Consider the following 24,850-nt stretch of genomic DNA (forward strand, 5'->3'; position numbering starts at 1 on the left):
CGGCGCAGCGTCAGCTGCGGCGCCGGCGCCTGGGCGATGCGGATGCGCGCGCGCCGTTGCGCCAGCAGACCGGGCAGCACCTTGCCGCCGGCCAGGCGCAGCAGCGCCAGGCCGTCGCGGTAATAGCGCCGCCACAGGGCCGGCTCTTCCTTGATGCGCCACAGCCATTCCAGGCCGAGCGCGCCCCAGCGCGGCGGCGCCCGCTTGATATTACCGGCCACAAAGTTGATCACCGCGCCCAGGTGGCTGACCACCGGCACCTGCAGCGCCGCCAGATTGTGTTCGATCCAGGCCTGGCCGCGCTGCGCGCCCAGCGCCACCAGCAGGAAGTCGGCGCCGCTGTCATTGATGGCGGCCAGTTGCGCAGGCGAACTCATCTGCGCGATGCTGCCAAACCCGGGCGAACTGCTGCCGACGCAGACCATGGCGCCTTGCTCCGCGTTGATCACCTCGGCAGCGCGCGCGGCGACCCCGTCCGGGCCGCCGAACAGGTAAACCCGCAGCGGCGCGCGGCGCTGGGCCCGCAAGCCCTCGAACACAGTCGAGCCGGCCACCCGCTCGGTGAGCGGGATGCCCAGCGCGCGCGCCATCCAGATGATCGGCATGCCATCGGCCAGCGACAGGTCGGAGCGCAGCACCGACAGCCGGAACGGCGTGTCGCTCCGCGCGGCAATCAGGAAATTCAGGTTGGGCGTGGAGAAAAAGCAGCGCCGCCGCGCGGCTGCCGCATCCAGCGCCAGTTGTTCGGCCTCGGCCGTAGTGACGGCGTCAAACGGCAGTCCCAGCAGGCAATACACGGGGCGCTGGAAATCGGGCGCGTAGGACGGCGGCCGGCCGGCCGCCACGGCCAAAGAAGCATTACTCGCTGTCACGTTTCGACCTCACCCATTCAACTTGACGTTGCACCACAAAACGGCAATACAGCGGCACTTTGCGCACCACATACCATAGCGCCAGCAGCAGCTCGCGTCCGGCCAGCACCTGGCGGCCATGGGCCCACCACGCCAGCAGCACGGCCGCGCCAAACGCCAGCCCCAGCAACGTAGCCCAGGCCAGCGGCAGCACTGCGCCGCTCAACACGGTCGCCACCAGGCCAAGGCCGAACAGCGCAACGACCGCCATCGCCAGCAGTGCCAGCGGCGGCACGCTCAGGTCCAGCGCCAGCGCCAGCAACTGCGGCCGGCCCTTGAACAGGCCCTGCAACACCATCGACGGCACCGCCGAGACGATCATGCTCAGGTGGCCGTGCTCCCAGCGCGTGCGCTGCGCGGCAGTGCCGGCGTCGTTGCTCGGGAATGTACTGTAGACCTCGGCCGCCGGGCAGAAGCGTGGCGCCTTGCCGGCGCGCGCCAGGTCGAGGCCGAGCTTCATGTCTTCGACGATGTGGCCGTTCGCCAGTGCGGCCGTGCTCAGGGTCGGCCAGTCGAACGCCATGCCGGTGCCCATCAGCTGGCACGGCAGGCCGAGCCGGGCGAAGCCCAGCGGACGCACCAGGTTCTTGACCACCCAGGCAAATTCGGCAATTTTCTTCAGGCCGCTGGCGCCCGGCGCGCGCATCAAATACAGTGCTTGCATCGGCACCCCGTGCTGCAGTGCGTCACGCGCCAGCCGGTCCAGCGCGCCGGGACCGACGATGCAGTCGGCATCGACAATCACCACCACTTCGGGCGGGTCTTCAGCCAGGCAACGCACGCCAAAGTCCAGCGCATAGCCCTTGCCGCGCTCGGTGTCGCTGAAGCGCTCGCGCACCTCGGCGCCGCCGCGTGCAGCCACCGCCGCCGTGTCGTCGCTGCAATTATCGGCCACCACCAGGATGCGGTCGCCCGCCACCAGTTGTGGACGAAGGCTGTCGAGGGTGGCGTTGATGCCGCCGGATTCATTATGGGCCGGCACCAGCACGGCCAGCCGCGGCCGGCGGCCGCTGGCGGCCGGCGCCGGCTTCAGGCGCGCAAACGCCAGCAGCGCCTGCAGCAGCAGCACCGTCACCGGCACCGCCGCCAGGATCAACAGCCCATACAACAGGTACATCAGCAAGGACAGCAACTGGCTCATGCCGCCCCCGCCGCTGCGTCGCGCCGGGCGGCGATGATACGGGCCGGGGCGCCGACTGCGGTAGCGCCGTCCGGCACGTCGCACAGCACCACCGACATGGCACCGATGCGGCAGCCGTTGCCAACGCGGACACCGCCGAGAATTTGCGCATAGGCGCCGATATCGGCGTCATCGCCAATCACCGGCACAGGGCCGTTTTCCTCGCGGGTGCCGATGGTGACGCCATGGCGCAGGGTGCAATTGGCACCGATGACGGCGTCCGCGTGGATGATAACGTTACCAAAGTGCCAGATGCGCAGCCCGGGACCAACGCGCGCGCTTTTCGGCAGCGTGATGCCGGAGGCGGTTTCAATCACGCGGTACAACGACCAGTACAGCGCTGTCGCCAGCCGGCGGCCCAGGCCGGGCGCCATGCCGTCAATGCGGCGGCCGCGGCGGTACAGCCAGATCGCCCAAATCGATTGCTCCTTCAGGAACGGCCGCCGCATGGCATAGCGCCGCAAATCGGCCGCCCAGTCCTCATCCTTGCTCATGGCTTCCTTCTCTCACATTGCACACGGCGCCCTGCGGAGCAAGCACGTTGCACAGATAATAATGACTTGCATTTTAAACGAATCAATCGTGTAATGCTGTGTTTTTTGCCAATTTTGCTGCGACGCGACAAAAGGCCGCGCCCGCCTGCGCCGTTGCTTCGGAAGCAATGACAGCTGTGCTAATATTAACAGACATCTATTCACCACCCTGCTACCTTACGCCCCGCACACCCATGACTGTTACCGCCCACGCCGCCACCCCGCCGCCGCGCACCGCGCCCCTGCCCGGCCCCGCCACGCCGACGCCGCATGCGCTGGCCTACCGGCCCGACATCGACGGCTTGAGGGCGGTCGCGGTCACCGCCGTGCTGCTGTTCCATTGCTGGCCGCAGTGGTTTGTCAGCGGTTTTGTCGGGGTCGACATATTCTTTGTCATTTCCGGCTATCTGATCTCCACCATCCTGCTCAAGCAGCTGGAGGCGGGCCGCTTCAGCATCCTCGATTTTTATTCGCGCCGCGTGCGCCGCATCTTCCCCGCGTTGCTGGTAGTGCTGCTGGCGACGCTGGCTTTCGGCTGGATGGTGCTGCTGCACGGCGAGTTCACCGTGCTCGGCAAGCATGTGGCGGCCGGCGGCGGCTTCGTCTCCAACCTGGTGCTGTGGGTAGAATCGGGCTATTTCGACAGTTCCGGCAACACCAAACCGCTGCTGCACCTGTGGTCGCTCGGGGTCGAGGAACAGTTTTACATCGCCTGGCCGCTGATCCTGTGGCTGGTATTTACCAAACGCTATAATTTCCTGCTGGTGACCGGCGCCATCTTCTGCGCGTCGATGGCGGTCAACCTCGGCAGCATCGCCAGCAATCCCACCGCCGCCTTCTATTCGCCGCTATCGCGCTTCTGGGAACTGATGAGCGGTGGCGTGGCCGCCTACCTGCATCTGCATCGCCGCCCATGGAGCCTGCAGCAGCAGCGCTGGGCCGCCGCGCTCGGGACGCTGCTGATGGTCGGCGCGTTCGCGCTGATCAAGCCGCAGGCCCTGTTCCCCGGTTGGTGGGCGCTGCTGCCGGTGGCTGCGACGTTCTTGCTGATCATGGCCGGCCCGGCCACGCTGATTAACCGCCACCTGCTGGGCAACCGGCTGGCCACCGGCATCGGCAAGATCAGCTATCCACTGTATCTATGGCATTGGCCGTTGCTGTCTTACGCTTTCATCCTGTACGGCGAAAAACCGTCCTACCTGGTGAAAATTGGCTTGATGACCGGCGCGCTGCTGCTGGCCTACCTGACTTACCGGCTGCTGGAAACCCCGCTGCGTCACTACCGCAACACGCCGCGCGTGGTCGGCGCCCTGGTGACGGGGGTAGCGCTGACGGCGCTGATCGGCTTCGGCATCAACGCCGGCCTGCTGCGCGAGCGGATCGATGTGCATGGCAGCGACGTCTATCTGAACGCGCTCAACGATTTCGACTTCCCCGGCGCCAGCTTCAAGCCGATCCGGCACCAAGGCATTCTCTTTCAGCAGCTGACCGGCAAAGCGCCCGGCCTGACGGTGTTCATCGGCGACTCGCTGGTGCAGCAATATGGCCCGCATATGGAGCAATTGATGGCGCGCCAGCCGGATCAGGTCAATTCCGTGATCTTTGCCACCGGCGGCGGTTGCCAGCCGGTATTGCACACCATTCGCCTGCCACGCTTCCAGTTCCCGCTGTGCCCCCAAACCATCGCGGCCGCGTATGACCTGGCCAGCCAGCCGCAGGTGCATACGGTGATGATCGGCGCGGCCTGGTACGCGTATTTCAACACATACAATAATCTCACCGAGTACGATACTGGCAGCCAGATCCTGCCGTTCCCGTCCGCTGCCGCGCAAGACCTGGCCTACGCCTCGCTGCAGCAGTCGGTGGCGTCGCTGCGCAAAGCGGGCAAGCGCGTGGTCATCGTCCTGCAACCGCCGAGCGGCCAGGCTTACGACCCGCGCAATATGTACCAGGGATCGCGCCTGGACAGTATCTATCCACTGAAAAACATCCCCAACGTTGACCTGGTCAGCTTCAACCACGCCAATGCAGCGGCGCGCGCGCGGCTGATCGCGATCGCCGCCGCCACCGGCGCCGAGCTGATCGATCCGACCACCTCCCTGTGTGAAGGCAACACCTGCCATGTGCTGGACGCCAGCGGCGCCCCGGTCTATACCGACACCACGCACATGCGGCCAAGCTACAGCCGGCGCGTTGCCAACTATCTGGACGATCTGGTCATGCCGCCACGAGCCGGGGCGGCCAAGGCGCCATAAGCTCCAGCTACAACAGGCTCCGCAACAACCCAAGGGTTGCTGCGGAGCCTGTTTTATCTCTGCGGCTCAGGGGGTCGACGCCAGCGCCATCTTGCGGCCCACCTGACGGTTCAGCCAGGCTGTCAACGGCCGCTCGCCGGCCACATACAGCAAGCCTCCGAGAGCGAATACCGCCACCACGGTGAACGTGAAAATGATCGCCATCGAGTGCATGCCGGCTTTTTGGGCCAGCATGATAAACACCGGCATCGACAGACCGTGCGACAGATAGATGGTGTAGGAGGCATCGCCAAACAGCTTGAAATGTCCGCTCAGGCGGCTGATGGCGCGATAGCGTTCCAGCCATGCCATGCCCATGACCAGCGCGGCCGCAGGCAGTCCGACGGCGAACAGGCGGTCCACTGGCACAGCAGGGAAAACGAACAGAGCGGCTACAGCGAACACTACCAACGCGGGCGCGAGATACGCGGGCAGCGGCGGCCGCCACGTCCACAGCCGCGCGATCAAGCCGCCGCACAAGAACTCGAACAGCAGCGTGCGACCAAAGAAGCCGATCACCACCTGATCGGCAAACACCACCCCCAGCGCAAACACCAGCGACATCAGTACCAGGCAGAAGCGCAATGGCGGCTTGCGCACCCAGATCGCCAGCGCGAACGACAGGTAAAACAGCATTTCATAGCTGAGCGTCCAGCCGGACTCCAGGAGCGGTAACACCTGGCCGGCCGGATTGACCGCGGGAATGAAGAAAATTGACTTCAGAAAATAATCCGGTGCGATGGTCGAATGGAAGGCCCTTGAGCCGACCAACACCACCACCATCGCCTTGACCGCAGTGTAGACCCAATAGAGCGGCACGATGCGGATAATGCGCCGCAGGAGAAAATGCCAACTGGCGTCGGCGCCACCGGCGGCGGCGGCCCTCATGGTGGACAGGGTGATCACAAACCCGCTGATGACGAAGAAGATATCGACCCCGGCGCCACCGACCTGATGCCAGTAGCCGAACTCGCCAGCGAAGCCCAACCGTCGCCAGACTTCCACCACGGTATGCGAGGTGACAACCAACAAGACTGCGACAAAGCGCAAAAATTGAATAGTATTTAATTGCATGGCCACCCCCATCGGTGGCGCTGGTAGTGGTCTCCCGTCTCGCGACTGGCGGCGCCTGAATCGGGTGGGCTGATGCAGTCGAATGGCTGCCGATGAAAACCAATGCCATTCCTAGACGGCAATATAACGTCTATTTTAGCCAATTATTCCTCCTGGATACCAATGATTCATTAAAGTATTTTAATTTTAGTTAAAATTATTATACCATTGTGAAAACATTTGATTTCCAAGCGTGTGCCTGAAGTGCGCGGCTGCGGCCGCCGGGAGGCCGCGCCACATGGAGCCGCCCTCAGCGTATAAAAATTATATTGTTATCAGTCCAGAAATTATATAAATTCCACGAATTGATTTATATTAATTTCAGCTAATAAAATGAGAAGTTTATTCAAATGAAATTTGAATAAACTAAACGACAACCCGGAAGCCGCCTATGCTTGTCTCGCTCGTCTTTTTACTTGCCGCCTCTAGCAAACATGCGGATTCCGGCTTTTTGTTTAGTATTAACTCAATTAATATATGCAAGAAAGAATTAAACTGTTGTACGCTCACCATAAAATATCGGACAGCCATTGATTTATTTCGCTACGGCAAGAAAGCTGTGTATAATCTTTTCATGTCACCGATTTCCACGCCCACTTCCTTGGTAGGAGTTTCACATGTCCACTAATAACACCACGGCCGCCTCGCGCCGCCTGCGCAAAGTTCTCACGTGCTCCGTCCTCAGCATTGCCGTGTTGAACGCAGTAGCACAAACCACCACCCAGCCCGCTGCGCCTGCGTTTGGCACGTTCAACCGCCTGTTCGCCGCAGACTCGTTATGGAATTCGCGGCCGATCAATCCTGTGCTCGGCACGTTTGTGATTCCAAAGTCGAGCTACTACCCTGTCGTAGCGGCCGGCGCAACGTCGTCCGGCCTGTTCCAAGCCAAAACCACCGACGGTCCAGTTACGGTCAGCGGCATCACCGGCACCGCCGGCGTTGCCGACCCGGACAGCCAGAACTCGCGCACCGTCACCGTGCCACGGTGGCCAGCCAACGTCGTGCCGACCGCCAATGACGACCAGGAAGCCGACATCTACGATCCGGTCACCAATGTGATCCACTCGTTCTGGGGTTTGCGGCTGGTGAGCGGCAAGTGGTACGCCAAGCTGTACGCCTGGTCCGACGCCAAGGGCCCCGGTTTCGGTGATCCCGCCCACTTCTACCAGGGCTCGCGCGCTGCTGGAGTGATTCCACTGGCCGGCATGATCCGCGCTAGTGAAGTCAATGATGGCCAGGCGTATTACAGCCACGCATTGGCCATGTCGATGACCTACAATGGCCTGTCGGGCAAGACGCCGTATATTTACCCGGCGACGTCGGCGGACATCAATGCAGCCAGCACCAATACAGGCGGAATTCCGCAAGGTGCACTGCTGATGCTGCCGGCCAGCTATGACACCACGAAAATCGCCAATCCGGCGCTGCGCAAGGTTGCCGAGACGCTGAAACGCTACGGCGCCTACGTGGTTGACCGCAATGATGGAACGCCGTTTGCGATCCACGTTGAGGGCGGCGTCAAGTACGACCTGCACAACGGCGGTTGGGACAATGCCGTGGCAACCGAGCTCGATCGCATCCGCGCCAACCTGCGCCAGGTCGTTTCGGCCACCAGCTGGGTGGACGGCAATGGCCAGCCGATGACGCCCAAGGCGGCGGTCGCAGTCAACCAGCTGTCGATGCGCGGCCCATGGACCCGCTACAGCGGCACCGTGGACGGCGTGTATGACACCATTACCCAGTCACTGAACTTCCCTGCTGCAGCGACCCAGACCGTCATGGTCAACGGTAACTCCAGCGGCATCAATAAAGTGGTATGGGGCAAGGTCACGCCAGGCACGGCGCAGAAGTTCACGGTCACGGCGACCGGTGGCGCCAAGCTGAAGATGCAGGTATACAGCGGCGGCGCCGTGGTGTCGGACACCGGTGCTCTGGGCGACAAGGCCTCGGCGCGCGTCACCTGGCCAGCCACCGGCGCCTGGTTTGTGCTGACCGCCTATAGCGGCGTGAACCAGGCCTCGACCCTGCGCGCGACGCTGACGCCAGCGCAGTAACCGCAGCAGAAACACAAACGGCGCATGCCCCGCCAAGGGTGATGCGCCGTTTGTCATTCCAGTGGCGCACGCCACCGGTCAGCGCGCCGCCATGCGCTCCATCAACACCGCCAGACTAGCCGAGGCCGCCTTGAAGCTGAACTTCTGCATCGACGAGTGTTTGGCTTGCGCCGACAGTTGCTGGCGCAAGGTCTGGTCGTTCCACAGTTTTTTCAACGCTGCCACCAGCGACGCCGTATCCTTCGGCGCCACCAGCAGGCCGTCCTGACCATGCTCGATGTAATCGGTGGTGCCGGCGCAGGCGGTGGCCACCAGCGGCACCCCCAGCATCATCGATTCAATCAGCGTCACCTGGCCGGATGGAGCGTCGGTGTCGGCGATCGGAATCACATTGATGCGCGAATAGGCTGCCAGCCGGTGACACTCATCAAGCGACAGGCCGGACTGCACGCTGACGCAAGGCGGCGGCGTCAGGTGTTCCACCGCGTGCGCGCCGGACACGATGATGGTCTTGTAGCCCAGTTCGCCCACAGCCTCCATTAGCAGGCGGTAATCGCGGTTGGCCGTGCCCAGCGCCACAATATAGGGCTCGCCGTCGCGCTCGCGCCATGGCTCGTTGACCGGGTCGGCCACACTCAGCGGCACGAACACAAAGCGCGATGCCGGCAGATTCAGCCAGCGGCTGTAGATGTCGATTTCCGCCTGCGAATGCACCACAAAAATATCCACCGCCGGCAGGCAGTAGCGCGCCACCTTGCCTTTCAGGCCGCCATATGGTTGCGCCAGATTGAAGCACCAGGCAATCAGCGGCAGCTGTTTGCGCCCGCTCAGCTTTTTCATCAGCGCCACCATCAGGGCCAGTTGCGGGAACGTGGTGATGATGCCGGTCTTGCGGCCGCGCCGATAGGTGGCCAGGAAACCAGCCAGCGCGTGGCGGAAATAATCGAGCCAATCGCGCGCGGAGGCGCTGCGGCGCGAACGGTCATGGTCGTAGCGGGCCGGCACCGCCGCTACTTCGTGTTGGGCCGGATCGATGTATTCAAAAATCCACTTCGGGTCGACGTCGCGTACAAACGGGGCCAGCACGGTCCAGTGCATGGGGCGTGGTTGTGCCATGGTCAGGCCTTTCGTGGCGTGAGCGTGACTGTCTTGCTGAGCGCCAGCGAACTGCCCGCCCCCACTGCAAACCACCAGTACCAGTCATACACCAGGATGTCGAACATATTGTCGCTGAACGCGCAAATCAGGAAGTTCACCAGCACCACGATCAGCGAGAACGCCGCCAGCTTGTCGACCTTGATCAACGGTAGCAGCCCTTTGAATACACGCCAGTTCAGCCACAGATAAGCGAACAGGCCGACCAGCCCGATCTCAAAGATGAGCTGCACGTAAATGCTGTGGGCCTCCCAATGAATACCACCGGCCAACGGGAAGAAGGTCGGCGAGAAGTGCTGGAATGTTTGCAGGCCGTTACCGGTGACAAAGGTGTGCGGCGACATCCAGCCAAACGCGCTTTGCCAAAGGGCTACGCGCCACGAGGCCGAATTCATCTCGGTCACATTCCCGGTCGGATTGTCGTGGGTCAGCTCCAGCAAGCGGTCGCCGACGCCAGGCACCAGCAGGGCCAAAGCCCCGCCCACCGCGATGTACACCAGATAACGGCGGTCAAACAGCAAGCCATACATGCCAAAGCCGATCGCGGTAGCGATCCAGGCGCTGCGGGTATGGGTCATGGCCAGCATGATCAGCAGGAAGAACAGATAGCCGATCAGGAACACCCGCTGCCACCCACGATAACTGGCGGGCATGGTCTGCAACAGATAAAACGCCACCGTAATGATCACCGTCAGGTAGAACGCCAGCACATTGGGATGGCCGAAGGTGCTGGCCAGGCGGAAACCGGCGCGATAGTGCAAGGCCACATCGACGAAGGTGTACAGCGCCGGCACCGCCGACGACCACACCACCACCTTCATGACCGAGCGGAACTCGGCCTGGGTTTGGCCAAAATAAAAGCCGCTGATGAACATCGCAAAGAACGACAGCAGCGCCAGGCACTGGCGGACCGCCTCGCCGCGCTCATACGATGGGATCACGCCCGCGCACAGCAGCAGCAGGAACGGCGTCCAGGCCCAGAATGCGCGCGCCGGCACCACGCGCGGGCGCTCGAACACCAGCATGATCGCGATCAGGATCACGCAAGCGTTGAGCAGCCCGCCCACGCCCAGCGGGATGCCGCCCAGCGAAATCCGGGTCAGCGACAACACCGGGTCGAGCGCCGCGCGGAACAGGATAATCCCCAGCAAGGTCAGCTTGTGGTCGTAGATTAGCAACAGCGCGAACACCATCGCCGCCGGCAACGCGAACATTTTCGAAGGGCTGTCGCCCATGGTGGCGACGAACAGCGGCGTGAACATGCCCAGCACGACGGCCGCCAGCAGCAAGCCGCCGATCACCAGATAGCTGGTGCCCAGCGGTTGGCGCAGGAATCCCGGCAGACGGGGTAAAGCGGGGAATTTCGGCAAAGCGGGCATGACGTGAACCTCTGAAGTAATCGAACGGAGTAGCGCCTGGCGCGGTCTCAGGCCGGCAGGCCGGCGACGCTCATGCGCGGACGGCCCGGGAAGCGCCGCAGCAACCAGGAGCGGATGGCGGTCCACTCGCCGGCTTCCGGCGTGTTATCGGCGCGGAAGCGGTGGAAGCGCCACAGCAGGCTGGCTTCGCGGCGCGTGGCGATGGCCTTGCGGTAACGCAGTTCGCGCCGCAATTCCTCCGAGTCGCCCAAGCCGCGCGTGACGGCGTCGGCCATGCGTTCATACTCGGCGTCGAAATTGCCGCGACCGTCCACGTCGAGCAAAATGCCGCCATGGTTGCAGAACGGCGCCGGGTCGAACCATGGCAGCTGGTGCATGATGCAGAAGGAGCGCGCCAGCGAGCGCGAAATGTCCAGCGACACCGCCATCTGGTCGTCGAAGCGGGTGGCGCTGACATTGTTGCCGTGCCAGCGATAGCGAATCAGCTTGTGCGGAATGTTGGCGCACTTGCCCAGGATGGCCAACTGGCCGAACAGGAAATAATCCTCGGCCAGCGCCGGCACTTCCAGCCGCTGGTCTTCGGGCAACACGCGCAACAGGTCGATGCCATAGCGGATGCCCATCTGCTTGACCGCAGCGAAGCGTAGCATGGCGGTCGGGTGGGCGATCGGATTGCGGAACAGGCTGGCGGCGGTCACGCGCGCCGAGCCCACCGGCATCAGCATTTCGCCCAGCAGCTTGCCGCTGGCGTCGATGACGTCGGCCTGGCCGCCGATGGCGACGCAGTCCGGATACTGCGCAAACCCGGCCAGCGCCAGCGCCATGCGATCCGGGTAGCAGATGTCATCGGCGTCATGGCGCATGACGAATTCGCAATCGGCAATCTCCAGGCCGCAGTTCAGCAGGCCAGCCAGGCCGACCGCCTGCGGGAAACTGTGCACCTCGACGCGGGGATCGCGGCGCCGGTAGTCCTCCGCCATCTCACGGCTGCCGTCGGTGGAGCCGTGGTCCAGCACCAGCAGGCGCCAGTCGGTATGGGTCTGGGCGATGATGCTGTCGATCGATTCCGCCAAGAAATCCTTGCCGTTCTTCACCGGCAGCAGAATGTCAATTTGTGCCACGCTATGTCCTTTCGCAGAAATTCAGGCGCTGCGCTGAGCGGCTGCCAAGGTGACCAGTTCGCTGCGCGCGGTCCAGACCGACGCGTAGCGGCTGTTCTTGCCGTAGCTGTTGTCGAGAACCAGGGTCGGCATATCCATCAGCACCGCCAGGATATGACCATGCAGACGATCGGTAACGATCAGGTTGTGCCGGGCAAACAGCGCGATGGCCTCGTCCACCAGCTTTTGCGCGTAGGCGATCCACAACGGCGCGACGATGACGTTGGCCGGCTTGCCCAGGCCGCGCCGCGAGAAGACGCCGATGGCGTGACGGTAGCGATTGATCACGCGTTCGCGCTCGCCGACGAATTGCGGCCAGTCGGTATGGGTGCTGACGCGAACGTCCGGCAGTGTGCCGTGGTCCACTTTTTCGTCATCAACGCGGGTGATCAGCATGGCGTCGCCGTTTTTGTCGTAGCTGCGGCCGAGCGGATACAGCTGGTGCGCCATGTCAGGCAGCAGATAGACCTTATCGGTAAAAGCCCGCGCTTGCTCGAACGACACCTTGTCGCGCACGCACAAGTGCAGGTCGGGATGGCGGCGGAAGATAGCGGCAGACTCGGCAGCTTTTTCCGGCGACGAAAAATGAATCGACTGCGGCAGGATGACAATCCGGTTGCCCGGCCGTGCGGCCGCGACCCGCTCGCGCAACTGCTGGAAGAACGGGTACAGGTCGCCAAAATTGCCGCCCCCATGGAACACCACCACGTCGTCCTTGCCCAGCCAGTCCGGGTTAAAGGAGAAAAACGGCGAGATAAGACGCGGTGTCAGATTGTGCTTCTTGAAAAAAGCCAGCGTACCCAGCATGATCAGCAAATCGCCGATATTGCCGTGCATAGGAATATCGACATAATGGAACGGCGCCTTACCGATCAAGTCCAGCAGCACCGCGTGCTTTGTCATCAGCTCGGCATTTAACCTGGCGGAGTCGAGTTTTTCAGCTTCCATAATAGTCCTAATAAGGCGTCAGTTTAAAGAACCACGCGCGCGTGGCAGAAGACCATACAGCATCTGCAGATCGGCCCGGGTAGGCAGCAACGCCGGCATTTTTTCCTTGAGGGTGATCGGATACATACACAGCGTCACCACCAGCCGCAGCACGGCGCCCAGCAGCATCAGTAGGGCCAGGAACACGTACACATTGCCGGCCGGCAGGAACGGCATGGCGATAAACACCGGCACCACCGAAATTAGCTGCCGCACAAGCACCAGGCCCGGACGGCCGCCGGCCGTGAAGCGCTGCGCCAGCGTCCAGCTGGCGCCGCCGCAGACACATTCAAACAGCAGGATGGCGAACGGCAGCGCCATCGGGGCAAACTTCTCGCCATACACCAGAACAATCAGCCAGTGCGACAGGGTTGCGCCCAACGCCGCCAGCAGCAACAACGGCCCGAAGGTGAGGCGGAACGCCGTGCGCACCTTGTCGTCCAGCTGTTGCAGATCGCGCCCGGCAAAGCGCGCATACAGCGCCACCGCCACCGCTTCTTGCACCGCGCCGATCAGGCGCGAGGTGGTGAACGCCATCGCGTAATAACCGTACTCGGCAATCTGGCCGCGCTTCAGCAAAATGATCTTGTCGAAATTCAGCAAAAGCAGACTAAGCAAAACGGTGCCATGTTGTTGCAGGCCGTAGCGCAGCACCCGGATCAGCGACACCGGTTCCTTGGGCTGGGCCACGTTCCACACGCGGTTCTGCATCGACCAGTAGGCGCCGACCAGGGTCAGCGCCACCACCACGGCCAACTGACAGTAAAGCATTTGCATGAACTGCACCGTATGGTAAAACAGTAGCAGGGGCAGCAACAGCAACAGATTGCCGCCCACCAGACTGAAACGCATGAGATTAAAAAACCGCAGGTCGGATTTAATCTGCGCCAGCAGGAAGAAATAGTTTTGCGTCCCCATGAACGCGGCCAGCGCTATAACCCATGGCAACGCCGCGACAAACTGCGGATCGCTGCGCAGCTGCGAGCCGATCCAGCCCATAGCGGCGGCCACCAGCGCCACCATCAGCACGGAAGCGCTCAGGAGGCCGCCATAGGAAAAACGCCGCGCGGCGCCGACATGGTAGACATAGCTGGTCGCCAACCCCAGCTGCGCAACGCCGGCCGCCAAGGTGCCGACCATCAGCGCCGCCGACAGCAGGCCGCGACCTTCCGGTCCCAGCATCCGCGCAGTCAGCACCGACGAAATAAAACTGATCGCGGTGATGCCAACCGTCGTCATCAGCGTTTTGCCGAATGCGCCAGCCAGCCCGCCCCGGGAGGAACTCATAAGACAGCCATTGGTAAAGTAATCTTCATATCCGCCAGTTCATTGGGCCACCAACGGAGGCGCGCCCGGTTTTACCGCAGCCACCAGCGCACTGAGGAAGCTCTCCTGCTGCTGATACGCCGCTGGCGCCGCAGCCTTATCGGACACAATCACCGAGGCGCGCACCAGCATGCCGTCGGTGACCACGCCACGCAAGCCATCGCGGAAAATTTTCATCCGCTGGCGCATGCCACTGTTCGGATAAGCATCGCCGACACGGGTCCAATAGGTGACCGCTTCGGTGCGGCCATTGCCCTCGGCCAGCATGTGCTTGCCGGGTACGGCAGCGCCGTGACCAACCGCCAACATCGCAGGCGCGAGCGCGACCACCTTGTAGCCCTGCGCTGGGTAGCAGATTTCCGGCAGGTGCAGTTTGACGTCCTGGCGCTGTTCGCGGGCATACGCTAACGCCAGCATCATCTGCGTGCCTTGCGGATTGATGTAAGTGCGGGTCACCACTTCGTCATAGATCTGGTCGGTCAGCGCCCCGCCCTCGTCGTTGGTCGCCAACGTGGCCTGCGCCACCGAATCCGGCACCAGTTTCCACTCGCCGATCTGAGCCGGCACCGCTTGCGTCAGTTGCAGCGCGGTCGTCACCGACGTCAGGTGCGGCGTCAGCGCATGGGCGGCGGCGATGCTGACCAGCATGCCGGCCAGCACGGCCGCCGCTGGCGCCAGCGGCACGTTGAGCAGTCGCTGCCAGGTGCCGGCCGGCACCGAGGGCAGGCTCAAGGCGCTCTGCTCCGGATCGCGGCCGGCGCCGCGCCGCGCCACCAACCAGCTCAGTGCGCTATCGACGCCGATGATCAGCAGCAAGGCCGAGAGGAACAGCACCAGTCCGGAGAAACTGTGCAGGAAGCCCTGCCCGGCGGCGTCGCCCAAGTGATAGGTGATCAGCGACAGGAAGACGATGCGGATGGTATTGGCGGTAAACGAAATCGGCACGATCAGCGACGCCAGCACGACGTTGCGCACCAGCGACGGGTGGCGCACCAGATTCATGTACAGCAGGCCCAGCGCTTCGAGCGTGAACAGCGAGTTCAGGCCGGCGCAGGCGTCGGCCACCAGCAACTGGTACTGGCCGATGGTGAGGATGACGCCGCTGCGGGCGATCGGATAGCCGGCCCAGTACAGCAAATGTTCGGTGGCGGCCGAGACGGCGATTTTCATCGGCAAGGTCAGCACATCGACCACCGACGCCGGCATCGGGATCATGAACAGCATGAAGAAGAACGCGAACCACAGGCGGCGCCAAGTGCGCACGCCGAAGCCCGCAATCACCAGCCCGCTGAGCACCCAGATCAGCGAACCGACTTCCAGCACCAGCACGTTCTGCGAGCGGCCCAGCACGTAACTCAACAGGCCGACCACCAGCACCAGCGAGCCGGCCAGCGGCTGCGGGGCGCGTTGCAACAGATCCTGCGCCATCAACTGGCTCAGGCGGAAATACAGGAACACCATGGCCACCACCATCACGATGGGCCCATGGGCATTGCGGTCCGAACTCCAGGCGCCGTGGAACAAATCGATAAAGCTGGGGATATAGACGGCCAGCAAGCCGGCGATGACCAGCAGCGCCGGCAGCGGCGCCACCCGCGGCACGCTCACAGAGGAGTTCAGCATATGCATTCCGGATCAGTATTTGTTCAGCACGGTACCGACCAGGTGCACCCGGGCCTCGGTCAGTTCGCCGACCAGATCGCGCACATGGCCGACATGGGTGACGTTCTGGCGCGTGACCACCAGCGCCGCGCCGGCGCGGCCGGCCACCATCTGCGCATCCGAGCATTCGACGCTGGCCGGGGTGTCGATCAGGATCACGTCGTACTGCGGCGCCAGTTCGCGCAGCACCTGCCCCAGTGCCGGACGGCCCAGCAGCTCGGACGGGTTAGGCGGCGGCGAACCGGCCGGCAGCACCGACAGGTCGACCAGGCCGGGCACGCGCTGCACGGCGTCGGCGGCAGGCCGGCCCGACAGCCAATTCGACAGGCCGGTGCGGTTTTCCAGCCCAAACACAGCATGCTGGCGCGGATTGCGCAGGTCGGCGTCGATCAGCAGCGTGCGCTGGCCTTGCTGCGAAAACACCACCGCCAGGTTGGCGGCCAGGAAGCTGCGGCCATCGCCGCGCTCGGCGCCGGTCACGGCCAGCACGCGGCGCTCGGCGTCGGTGTCGAACCAGCGCCACATCAGCTGGTTGCGCAGCGCGCGCAGCGACTCGACGCGGCTGGTAAACGGTTCGTAGGCCGCCACCACTTCGGCGCTGATCGCGCTTTCGCCGGGCAGCAGGTAAGGATAGTCGTACTGGCGCGACAGCGCGAGCTCGATGTCGGCCTCGGTCAGCACCCCCAGCGCCAGCGCGGCGTCGCCGAAGCGCAGATTCTTTTCGACCTGGTAGCGCAGCACGCGTTCGGCGTCGGCCACCGACAGGCGGCCCTGCTTGATCAGGATAGCGCCGATCGAACGATCGGGGACGGCCGGCGCGGGCTTGTCGCGCGCGTCCGTCACCGGGTAAGGTGCAACTGGAGAATTGGCATTCATGTGTGGTGCTCCGTCTATGTCAATGGGGCGAGAGGCGCAGGGCGGCTCAGGTCTGGGCAGTCAGCAAGGGTTTCTTGGCGCGCCGCGTCGGCTTGCCCGCCGGTTCGATCACGCCCAGCAGCGGCAGGCCGAAGGTTTCCGCCAGGTGCGCGGCAGACCGCACCCGCTGGTCCAGCAGCTCCATCACCAGAACCGCGCCGGCGCCAAGGATCAGGCCGACGATGATCGACAGCGCCACATTCAGGAACAGCCGTGGCGACGATGGCGCGCCGGCTGGCGTGGCCAGCGACAGCACCGCGATGTCGGCCTGGTTGGACTTGCTTTCGAGCGAAGTCTGGTTGTAACGCTGGGTCGCCAGCTCGTAGGCGCGGCGGGCGTTTTCAACCTCGTTGGCCAGCACCGTGAACTCGTCGCGTGCGGTGTTGAGCGCCATCACTTTTTGCTTTTGCGCCGCCAGCGCGCTGCGCAACTCGTTTTCACGCTGCACGGCGATCTGGCCGCCGGTGCTCACGCTGGACGAGGCAATGGCGATTTGTTCGTTCAGGTTGCTGCGCAACTTGTCGACCTCGGACTTGGCCGAGATGTATTGCGGGTGGTTCGGCGCCAGCCGCTGGCTGGTGTCGGCCAGCTTGGCTTCGGCCACCGCCAGGCTGGCCTTGAGGTTCTGGATCAGCGCGTTATTCTGCACATCCGGCGAGGTGCCGGCGTTGCCCGCCGCCTGACGCGAACGCGACTGCGCATCCATCGCCTGGCTCTGCGCCGCCACCAATTGGCTCGACAGCTCGTTCAAGCGGTTGGTCTCGACGTCGACGCGGTTGTCGGCGTTGAAGATGTCGTGGTCCTTCTGGTATTTCGACATGCGGCTTTGCGCCGTCTCATATTGGTCGCGCAGCAGCTTGATCTGGGTGTTGATGAAGCCCGACGCCTGTTGCGCAGGATCGGTTTTCAGCTGTACGCTGAACTGGATGTAGGCATTGGCGAACTCATTGGCGACAGCCGCCACGAACGCCGGGTCGGCGCCCTTGAAGCTGATGGTCAGCACGCTGCTCTCGCGCGCCGGTTCGATGTCGAGCTTGTTGAGCAGCAGATCGGCCAGCCAGTTGCGCAGATCGGTGCCCTTGCCGTCGGTGGCATCGCGGTACTGCTGCTGGACCGCCGGCAGTTCGGCCAGGTGCAGGTTGTCGACCACCTTCAGCGCCACGCTCTTGCTGTGGATGATGTCGCTCTGGGTGGCGATATAGCCCGGCAGCATTTGCGCCGGCAGCGAGACGCCGGTGACGGAGTCGACGCCCTTGTTATTCAGGACGATCGAGGTGCTGGCCTTGTAGGTCTTGGGCAGCAGCAGGCTGACCACCACGGTAACGGCGACCGTCACGGCCAGCGTCAGCAGGACGATCTTGTAGCGCGCGCGCAGGGCGAGAAACAGTTGAGTGAGATTCATGATGGACTTTCAAAAGAGATCTGCGGCTGGCTGTGCTCCACAACCAGCCAGGCTAACAGCGTGGCGCGGTACCGCTTAGAATAAACTCTCCTTTACGTACAGCACATCGTCGGGCCGTACCAGGTCGTCGAACTTGGCCTCGAGAATCTGCAACGTGCCGCCGGCATCGCGGCGCTTGATGCGCAGGCCGCGCTCGGTGCCGCGCGGGGTCAGGCCACCGCCGGCGGCCAGCGCCTGCAACACCGTCATCGAACGCTCGATGCGGAACATGCCGGGGCGCTGCACTTCGCCGTAGATATAGAAGTGCGGCGCGCGCTCGACATACACCACATCGCCACCGCTCAGTTCGATGTCGGTCTTCAGGCTGCCATCCCGCACCATGCCGACGATGTCGATGGCGTCCTTGCTGACGCCGGACGGGGTGTGGCGCACCAGCGTGACGAAGTCGCCGCCATCCGGGCTGATGCCGCCGGCCAGGGCCAGCACGTCGAGCAGACTGCGGGCGCCGTCAATCGGGAAACGGCCCGGGCGGTTGACCTGGCCCAGCACCGACACCTGCTGGCTCTGCATCAGCGTGACGATCATGTTGACTTGCGGGTCCTTGACGAAGCCGCCCTTGACCAGCAGGCTGGCGATCTTCTTTTCCGCCGCCGCGGTCGGCAGGCCGGCCACTTCCACCTGGCCGATCAGCGGATAGGTGATGAAACCGTTCGCGCCGACGCGGGTCTCGACGGTCAGGTCGGGATTGTTGTAGACCGAGACCTTGACCACATCGCCGGTGCCCAGCACCAGTTCGGCCGCCTGGGTGGCACCGAAGGTGCACGCCAGCAGCGCTGCCATCATCCAGAATAAATATCGTTTCATAGTATGTGCTTTAGCTTAGTCTATCAATTGGGAAAGAATGCTTACTTCAGGCCGGCAACGCCGCGGGCCGCCGCATCCGCCGAGGACGACGGCGCCGCTGCCGCCGGCGCGGCTGCCGCCGGCGTCGCTGCCGGCGCGACGGCCTTGTTCAGATAATCGATCTTGGCGGCGCTGCGCAGGCGGGTCAGTTCCGCCTGGGCCGCTTCCTTGTTGTGGTTGGCCACCAGGAATTGCGTGACCTGCGGCGTGGCCGTCGCCAGGTCAACCGGCGCGTCGCGCATGTCGGTGATGACGGTCAGCGTGCTGACCTGGTTTTCACGCAGCAGGAACAACTGCCCTTTCGGCAAGGCCAGCAGCTTGGCGCTGAGCGCCGGCGGCAGGTCGGTGCTGCTGCGCGTCAGCTGGGTGCGGTTGTACTTGACCTGGTGGCCATCCATCCACGTGGCCACCTCGTCGAGCGACTTGGCGGTGTCGATCACCTGCTTGAGGGCGTCATCGACGCTGGCGGTCGGGATCTGCAACTGGCGCATTTCCAACAGCTTGCGCTGGCTGAAGAACTCCGGATGCTGGTCGAAGTACTGCTTGACCTGGGCATCGGTCGGCTTGAGCGGCGCGCCCAGGCGCGCCTGCATGTAGGCCTGGGCGAGAATCAGCGCTTTGGCGCGTTCGACCGCCTGCACCACCTTGGGATCGCGGTCCAGCTTGTCCTTGAGGGCCTGGTTGATCAGCAGCTGACGATCGACCAGCGAGGCGACCACCTGCTGTTGCGCGGCCTGCTGTTGCGCGGGCGGCACCGCGGCGCGCTGCATTTCATCGGCGACCTGCAAGGCGGTGATTTCCTCGCCGTCCACGCTCACCAGCGCCTGGCCCGACTTGCTCTCTTTCTTGCCGCCACAGGCAGTCAGGCCGGCGGCCAACAGCAACACGGCGGCGCCGGTGGCCCAACGGCGGACGGTGCGCCCTGGCGCGGCAGCCGGCACGCCGGCGATTACGGTGTGATCCAAAATATCCCCTCAGTAAAAACATGAGCACAACAGCCGGGCCTGACCCTGACGCTGTTACATTATAAAGATGCGCGCTGCTTAGTGCGCGTCTCGTTTCAATACTACCAACACTGTGCGCAAAATAATCACAAAATCCAGAAACAGCGACCAGTTGCGCAGGTAGTCGAGGTCGTACTGGATGCGCGCCTCCATCTTGTCCAGCGTTTCGGTTTCACCGCGCAGGCCGTTGACCTGGGCCCAGCCGGTGATGCCCGGCTTGACCTTGTGACGCAGCATGTAACCCTTGATCAGCTTCCGGTACTGCTCGTTGTGTGCCACCGCGTGGGGACGCGGACCGACGATGCTCATGCGCCCTTGCAACACGTTGATGAACTGCGGCAACTCATCGAGCGAACTGCGGCGCAGGAAGGCGCCGACCCGGGTCACCCGCTGGTCGCCCTTCTTGGCCTGCACCACCTTGCCGCCATCCTCCATCACCGTCATCGAGCGGAACTTGTAGACGATGATTTCCTCGCCGTTCAGGCCATAGCGCCGCTGGCGGAAAATGATCGGGCCGGGCGAGGTGGCCTTGATCAGCAGCGCGATCACCAGCATGAGCGGGGTCAGCATGATTTGAATCAGCAGCGCCAGCACGATATCGCTGATGCGCTTGACCAGGCTATTGCTACCGGTAAAGGGCGATTCGCGGATGCCGATCACCGGCATGCCGCCCACCGTGTCGAAGCGTGCCTGCATCAGGTCGAACACGTAGATGTCCGGCAAGAAATACACGGAGGCGGTGGTATCGGCCAGGTCGTCCAGCAGCTTGCGGATGCGCGGCTGCGCCGAGATCGGCTGGCTGATGATGATCATATTGGTCTTGTGCTCGCGCACATAGGCCGCCAGGTCGCTCATCCGGCCCAGCATCGGCTGGCTCATGCCGTTCGGGCGGCGGTCGTCGCCGCGGTCGTCAAAATAGCCGGCCACGCGCAGCGCCAGGCTGCGGTTGCGCGTGATGCTGTTGGCGAAGCGCACGCTGACATCATTGGCGCCGACGATCACCGCCGAGGCGTTGTCGCCGCCATGGTCGGCCACCGCGCCGAGACGGTGGGCCAGCAGCTGCACCGTTAGCAGGGTCAGCGGGGTCAGTACGAACCACAGCAACACCACTGCGTGGTCGTAGCGTTCCTCCATCCCGCTGACCTGGCCGATGCCGACCAGCAGCAAGGCGGTCACGGCCCAGCCGACCAGCATGTCGCGCACGAACGCCGCCATGCGGCCGCCGCGCCATTTGTTATACGGGTCCAGGTGCTGGAACACCGCCGACGAAATGAAGAATGCCAGTATCATCAGGATCAGCGAGTAGCCGGTGTACTTGCCGCCGCCCAGCGCGGTGCACACCAACAGCATGCCCATGACGATCAGCGGATCGATCACGCGCTGCAGGACCGATACGAGGTGATTGTCGTTAACCGTCATGGCGCGCTCAGAATTTCACGTTGGCGCTGAAGCCAACAGTATTGGAACGATAGGTGGTGGTCTGTACCGCGACACTGCCGTCACGGGTATAGCGCCCCACGTTCAAGCCCAGCGTGACCTGCCGCAGCACGGCATAATTGACGCCCAACGTGGCGCTGCGGGTACGATCGCTCAGGCCCGCCAGGTTGACGACACCGGACTGCGGGTTGAAGGCGCGGCGCTCGTTTTGCAGGTTCGCTTCCAGTTCGATCTTGGCGGTCGGCGTCCAGATGACGTTCAGGCTCTGGCCGGTTGCCATGGCGCCATGCACAAACAGGCCCTCGGCCGGGGCGAATTCGCGCCACAGGCTGGCGCCAAATTGCACATGCGACAGCGGCGCCCAGTTGGCCACCAGGCGGCCATGACCGCCGCTGGAATCGCGCGCGTCACCCACAATGTAATTGCGGCGCACCCAGCCACCAATAAACGTCAGCTGGGAAATGCTGCTGTAGACCCAGGACACACTCAGATTGGCTTCGTTGCTGACATAGTTGTTATCGAACAGCGTATTGCCGACGACAAAGGTAACCGGATAATCGCCCTTTAAGTGGCGCAACAGCAAACCAACGCTGCTGCCGTTCTTGAGCAGATAGTCGACGCCGGCGTCGGCGGTGGTTTCGGTCCGGTTGTTATACTGCTGAGAGGCGAGGTCGAACTTGAACACTTCGCGTTTGTAGCCGGTATGCACTTGCCATTCCGGATGGAACTTCCAGTTGATATTCCCGTAGGCGCTCTTATCGGTGCGTAAATTCAGCTCGGACGAGTGAAAATCGCTGAACGCCGCCAGCGCTTCGGAATAAGTGGCCCCGACGTGGCCGGTGACGTGACTGCCGACCAGCCAGGCCAGATCGAGCTTGCCATCCTTGCCTGTATAGTCAAGTTCGTTGAAGCGGCTGTAGTCGACCCGCGTGACGCGGGCGGTGCCGGTCAGCAATTGGCGGCCGATCGGACGTTCCAGCGCGATTCCGGCTTGCGCGGTCTTGTAGGTGTCGGCAAAGTCGACACCGGGATACTGGTCTGCGTCTTGGCGCAACAGGTTACTGTCATGCTGCACCGAGACGCCGACGAACGGCTGAATGGTATCGCTGATTTGCGCTGCTGCCGGCACGGCGTACAGCGACCCGAGCAGCACTGCCAGCAAAGTTTTTGCGGAGCCAGGCAGCTGTTTCATACTGCCGACACCGTTTTTTGCGGCACCTTAGTTGCGCTCGCACTAACCTGCAAGATACTTACCATTTATTTTTCTTCGCCTTGAGGGTGAATCAATCAACAACAACTAGTTCTAACAAGCAGGATGGTATCACCGCGATAATAAAACATCCACACGATATGTCATTGTTACAAAAAAATGGTAATTGGTCGCAATTTGTGTCGGATCGCCCCTTTGCTGGCGCCGCAACGCGGGCCGCCGCCAACCCTTGAAATTATAATAGCGACAACCTTAACTGTCTATACCGCACCGCAGCATTTTTGCCACACTATCAACCCGCGCTGCGCGCCTCGATGGCCGCCCAGCGCTCAAGCGCCTGCAGCAATTCGGCCTCGATTTCCTCGATGCGCGCCTGCACCCGGCGCGCTTCGGCGGCGTTCTTTTTGTAGAAATCCGGATCCGACAACTGCAACGTCAGCGCCGTCTGCTCGTTCTCCAGCGTGGCGATTTGCTGCGGCAATTCGTCCAGCTCGCGCTGCTCCTTGTAGCTGAGTTTCTTCTGTTTGGCCGGCGCCGCGACGTCGGCACTGGCCGATGGCGCGGCAGTGGTGGCGGCCTTGGCAGGCTTGGCCGATGCTTCGCTGACCGTGTCGCGCACGCGCTCCCAGTCGCTGTAGCCGCCGACGAATTCCCGCCAGCGCCCCTCGCCTTCGGCCACGATCACCTGCGTCACCACATTGTCGAGGAAAGTACGGTCGTGGCTGACCAGGAACACGGTCCCCGTGTAGGTTTCCAGCAATTCTTCCAGCAATTCCAGCGTGTCGATATCAAGGTCATTGGTTGGTTCATCCAGCACCAGGCAGTTCGACGGCTTGGCGAACAGGCGCGCCAGCAGCAGACGATTGCGCTCGCCGCCGGACAGCGTCTTGACCGGCGAGCGCGCGCGTTCCGGCGCAAACAGGAAATCACTCAGGTAGCTCATGACGTGCTTGCGCTGGCCGTTGACCTCAACCCAGTCGCTGCCGGGAGCGATGGTTTCCATCAGGTTGGCGTCCTCGTTGAGCTGGGTGCGCATCTGATCAAAGTACGCGACCTGCAACTTGGTGCCCAGCTTGGCGACGCCCTCGTCCGGCGCCAGTTCCCCCAGAATCATTTTCAGCAGCGTGGTCTTGCCGGCGCCGTTGGCGCCGATCAGGCCGACCTTGTCGCCACGCAGGATGGTGCCGGTAAAGTCGCGCACGATGACGCGGTCGCCGAAGCGCTTGCTGACGTTTTCGAGCTCGGCGACGATCTTGCCGGAGCGCTCGCCGGTCGACACTTCCAGTTTGACCTGCCCCTGCTGGTCGCGGCGCGCGGCGCGTTGCAGCCGCAGCGCCTCCAGGCGGCGCACCCGGCCTTCGTCACGCACGCGACGCGCCTTGACGCCCTTGCGGATCCAGATTTCCTCCTGCGCCAGCACCTTGTCGAACTTGGCGTTTTCGACTTCCTCGTTTTCCAGCTGCTCAGCCTTGCGCACCTGATAGGTGGTGAAGTTGCCGGGATACGACAGCAGACGGCCGCGATCGAGCTCGATGATGCGGGTGGCGACGTTGTCGAGGAAGGAGCGATCGTGGGTAATGAACAGCACGCTACCCTTGAAATCGCGCAGCAAGCCTTCCAGCCACTGGATCGACGTGAAGTCGAGGTGATTGGTGGGTTCATCGAGCAGCAGCACGTCCGGCGCAGCGACCAGCGCGCGCGCCAACGCAACGCGCTTCTGCATCCCGCCCGACAGCGTCTTCATCAGCATGTCGCCGGTCAGGTTCAAGCGGTCCAGCACGGTCTCCACCTTGTTACCCAGACTCCAAGCGTCGGCGGCGTCAAGCTTGACCTGAATATCGTGCATGCGCTCCATGACCGCATCGTCATTCCCCTGGCCAAACTGGCCGGTCAGTTCATCGTACTCCTTCAACAGCGCCGGCAGCTCGCCCAGGCCGGAGGCCACCGCGTCAAACACCGACATCTCCGGTTCGAACACCGGCTCCTGCTCGACATAGGTGATCTTGAGATTTTGCTGCATGACCAGCAGGCCGTCATCGAGCTTGAATTTGCCGGCAATGATTTTCAGCAGCGACGACTTGCCGGTGCCGTTACGCCCGATCAAACCGACGCGCTCGCCGGTTTCCAGTGAAAATTCCGCATGATCGAGCAACGGGACGTGTCCGAACGCAAGTTGCGCCGAAGAAAGGGAGATGACAGCCATAGTAGATAGAAGATGTTCGCCT

General features: G+C 63.0%; 19 protein-coding genes. 2 read left to right on the forward strand and 17 right to left on the reverse strand.

From position 1 onward, the window contains the following. From GTP55_RS22005 to GTP55_RS22015, 3 genes are all read right to left on the reverse strand, one after another. The coding region (locus GTP55_RS22005) for a WecB/TagA/CpsF family glycosyltransferase (RefSeq protein WP_371868401.1) at nt 1-872 on the reverse strand (872 nt) is incomplete at its 3' end. After that, nucleotides 859-2,052: a glycosyltransferase family 2 protein gene (locus GTP55_RS22010; protein ID WP_161046976.1), complete on the reverse strand. Its 1,194-nt coding sequence runs from the start codon at nt 2,050-2,052 to the stop codon at nt 859-861. The genes GTP55_RS22005 and GTP55_RS22010, both read right to left, overlap by 14 nt. Next, complete coding sequence (locus GTP55_RS22015; protein WP_161046977.1) at nt 2,049-2,585, reverse strand: serine acetyltransferase; 537 nt, start codon at nt 2,583-2,585, stop codon at nt 2,049-2,051. Before GTP55_RS22015 ends, GTP55_RS22010 begins: the two co-directional genes overlap by 4 nt. 233 nt (nt 2,586-2,818) lie before the next feature. Between GTP55_RS22015 and GTP55_RS22020 the strand changes: the two genes are divergently transcribed. Continuing rightward, nucleotides 2,819-4,879: an acyltransferase family protein gene (locus GTP55_RS22020; protein ID WP_161046978.1), complete on the forward strand. Its 2,061-nt coding sequence runs from the start codon at nt 2,819-2,821 to the stop codon at nt 4,877-4,879. Nucleotides 4,880-4,945: 66 nt separating this feature from the next. Here GTP55_RS22020 and GTP55_RS22025 read toward each other — a convergent pair whose 3' ends face one another. Further along, nucleotides 4,946-6,004, reverse strand: coding sequence for an acyltransferase family protein (locus GTP55_RS22025; RefSeq protein WP_161046979.1), 1,059 nt, complete (start codon nt 6,002-6,004; stop codon nt 4,946-4,948). Between the two features lie 644 nt (nt 6,005-6,648). Between GTP55_RS22025 and GTP55_RS22030 the strand changes: the two genes are divergently transcribed. Further along, nucleotides 6,649-8,085, forward strand: coding sequence for an Atrophin-1 multi-domain protein (locus GTP55_RS22030; RefSeq protein ID WP_161046980.1), 1,437 nt, complete (start codon nt 6,649-6,651; stop codon nt 8,083-8,085). Between the two features lie 78 nt (nt 8,086-8,163). Here the strand turns inward: GTP55_RS22030 and GTP55_RS22035 are convergent, their stop codons facing one another. The 13 genes from GTP55_RS22035 to GTP55_RS22095 form a co-directional block, all read right to left on the reverse strand. Next, nucleotides 8,164-9,201, reverse strand: a complete 1,038-nt coding sequence (locus GTP55_RS22035; protein WP_161046981.1) for a glycosyltransferase — start codon at nt 9,199-9,201, stop codon at nt 8,164-8,166. A gap of 2 nt (nt 9,202-9,203) precedes the next feature. Further along, complete coding sequence (locus GTP55_RS22040; RefSeq protein ID WP_161046982.1) at nt 9,204-10,619, reverse strand: O-antigen ligase family protein; 1,416 nt, start codon at nt 10,617-10,619, stop codon at nt 9,204-9,206. A gap of 47 nt (nt 10,620-10,666) precedes the next feature. Further along, nucleotides 10,667-11,740 (reverse strand): glycosyltransferase, encoded by a 1,074-nt coding sequence (locus GTP55_RS22045; protein WP_161046983.1) that lies wholly within the window; start codon nt 11,738-11,740, stop codon nt 10,667-10,669. 21 nt (nt 11,741-11,761) lie between these two features. After that, a complete protein-coding gene (locus tag GTP55_RS22050; protein WP_161046984.1) occupies nt 11,762-12,727 on the reverse strand; it encodes a polysaccharide pyruvyl transferase family protein in 966 nt (321 codons plus the stop codon). A gap of 18 nt (nt 12,728-12,745) precedes the next feature. Then, complete coding sequence (locus GTP55_RS22055) at nt 12,746-14,053, reverse strand: lipopolysaccharide biosynthesis protein (protein WP_161046985.1); 1,308 nt, start codon at nt 14,051-14,053, stop codon at nt 12,746-12,748. Nucleotides 14,054-14,092: 39 nt separating this feature from the next. Further along, nucleotides 14,093-15,715 carry an exosortase B gene (xrtB, locus tag GTP55_RS22060; RefSeq protein WP_229258105.1) on the reverse strand — a complete coding sequence of 541 codons (1,623 nt, stop codon included), beginning with the start codon at nt 15,713-15,715 and terminating at the stop codon, nt 14,093-14,095. 12 nt (nt 15,716-15,727) lie between these two features. Continuing rightward, entirely contained in the window at nt 15,728-16,630 is a 903-nt protein-coding gene (gene epsG / locus GTP55_RS22065) for a chain length determinant protein tyrosine kinase EpsG (RefSeq protein ID WP_161046987.1), read from the reverse strand. A gap of 46 nt (nt 16,631-16,676) precedes the next feature. Next, a complete protein-coding gene (gene epsF / locus GTP55_RS22070; RefSeq protein WP_161046988.1) occupies nt 16,677-18,071 on the reverse strand; it encodes a chain length determinant protein EpsF in 1,395 nt (464 codons plus the stop codon). Between the two features lie 75 nt (nt 18,072-18,146). After that, nucleotides 18,147-18,935, reverse strand: coding sequence for a polysaccharide export protein EpsE (epsE, locus tag GTP55_RS22075; RefSeq protein ID WP_161046989.1), 789 nt, complete (start codon nt 18,933-18,935; stop codon nt 18,147-18,149). A 41-nt stretch (nt 18,936-18,976) separates the two neighbouring features. Next, nucleotides 18,977-19,939: an EpsD family peptidyl-prolyl cis-trans isomerase gene (locus tag GTP55_RS22080; RefSeq protein WP_202423822.1), complete on the reverse strand. Its 963-nt coding sequence runs from the start codon at nt 19,937-19,939 to the stop codon at nt 18,977-18,979. 78 nt (nt 19,940-20,017) lie between these two features. Beyond that, nucleotides 20,018-21,397, reverse strand: a complete 1,380-nt coding sequence (locus GTP55_RS22085) for an undecaprenyl-phosphate glucose phosphotransferase (RefSeq protein WP_161046990.1) — start codon at nt 21,395-21,397, stop codon at nt 20,018-20,020. Between the two features lie 7 nt (nt 21,398-21,404). Further along, a complete protein-coding gene (gene epsL, locus GTP55_RS22090; RefSeq protein ID WP_161046991.1) occupies nt 21,405-22,607 on the reverse strand; it encodes an XrtB/PEP-CTERM-associated polysaccharide biosynthesis outer membrane protein EpsL in 1,203 nt (400 codons plus the stop codon). Nucleotides 22,608-22,917: 310 nt separating this feature from the next. Beyond that, nucleotides 22,918-24,828 (reverse strand): ATP-binding cassette domain-containing protein, encoded by a 1,911-nt coding sequence (locus tag GTP55_RS22095; RefSeq protein WP_161046992.1) that lies wholly within the window; start codon nt 24,826-24,828, stop codon nt 22,918-22,920. Nucleotides 24,829-24,850 lie beyond the last annotated feature (22 nt).

The sequence above is a fragment of the Duganella margarita genome, from assembly GCF_009857535.1.
GTDB classification, from domain to species: Bacteria; Pseudomonadota; Gammaproteobacteria; order Burkholderiales; family Burkholderiaceae_D; genus Rugamonas; species Rugamonas margarita.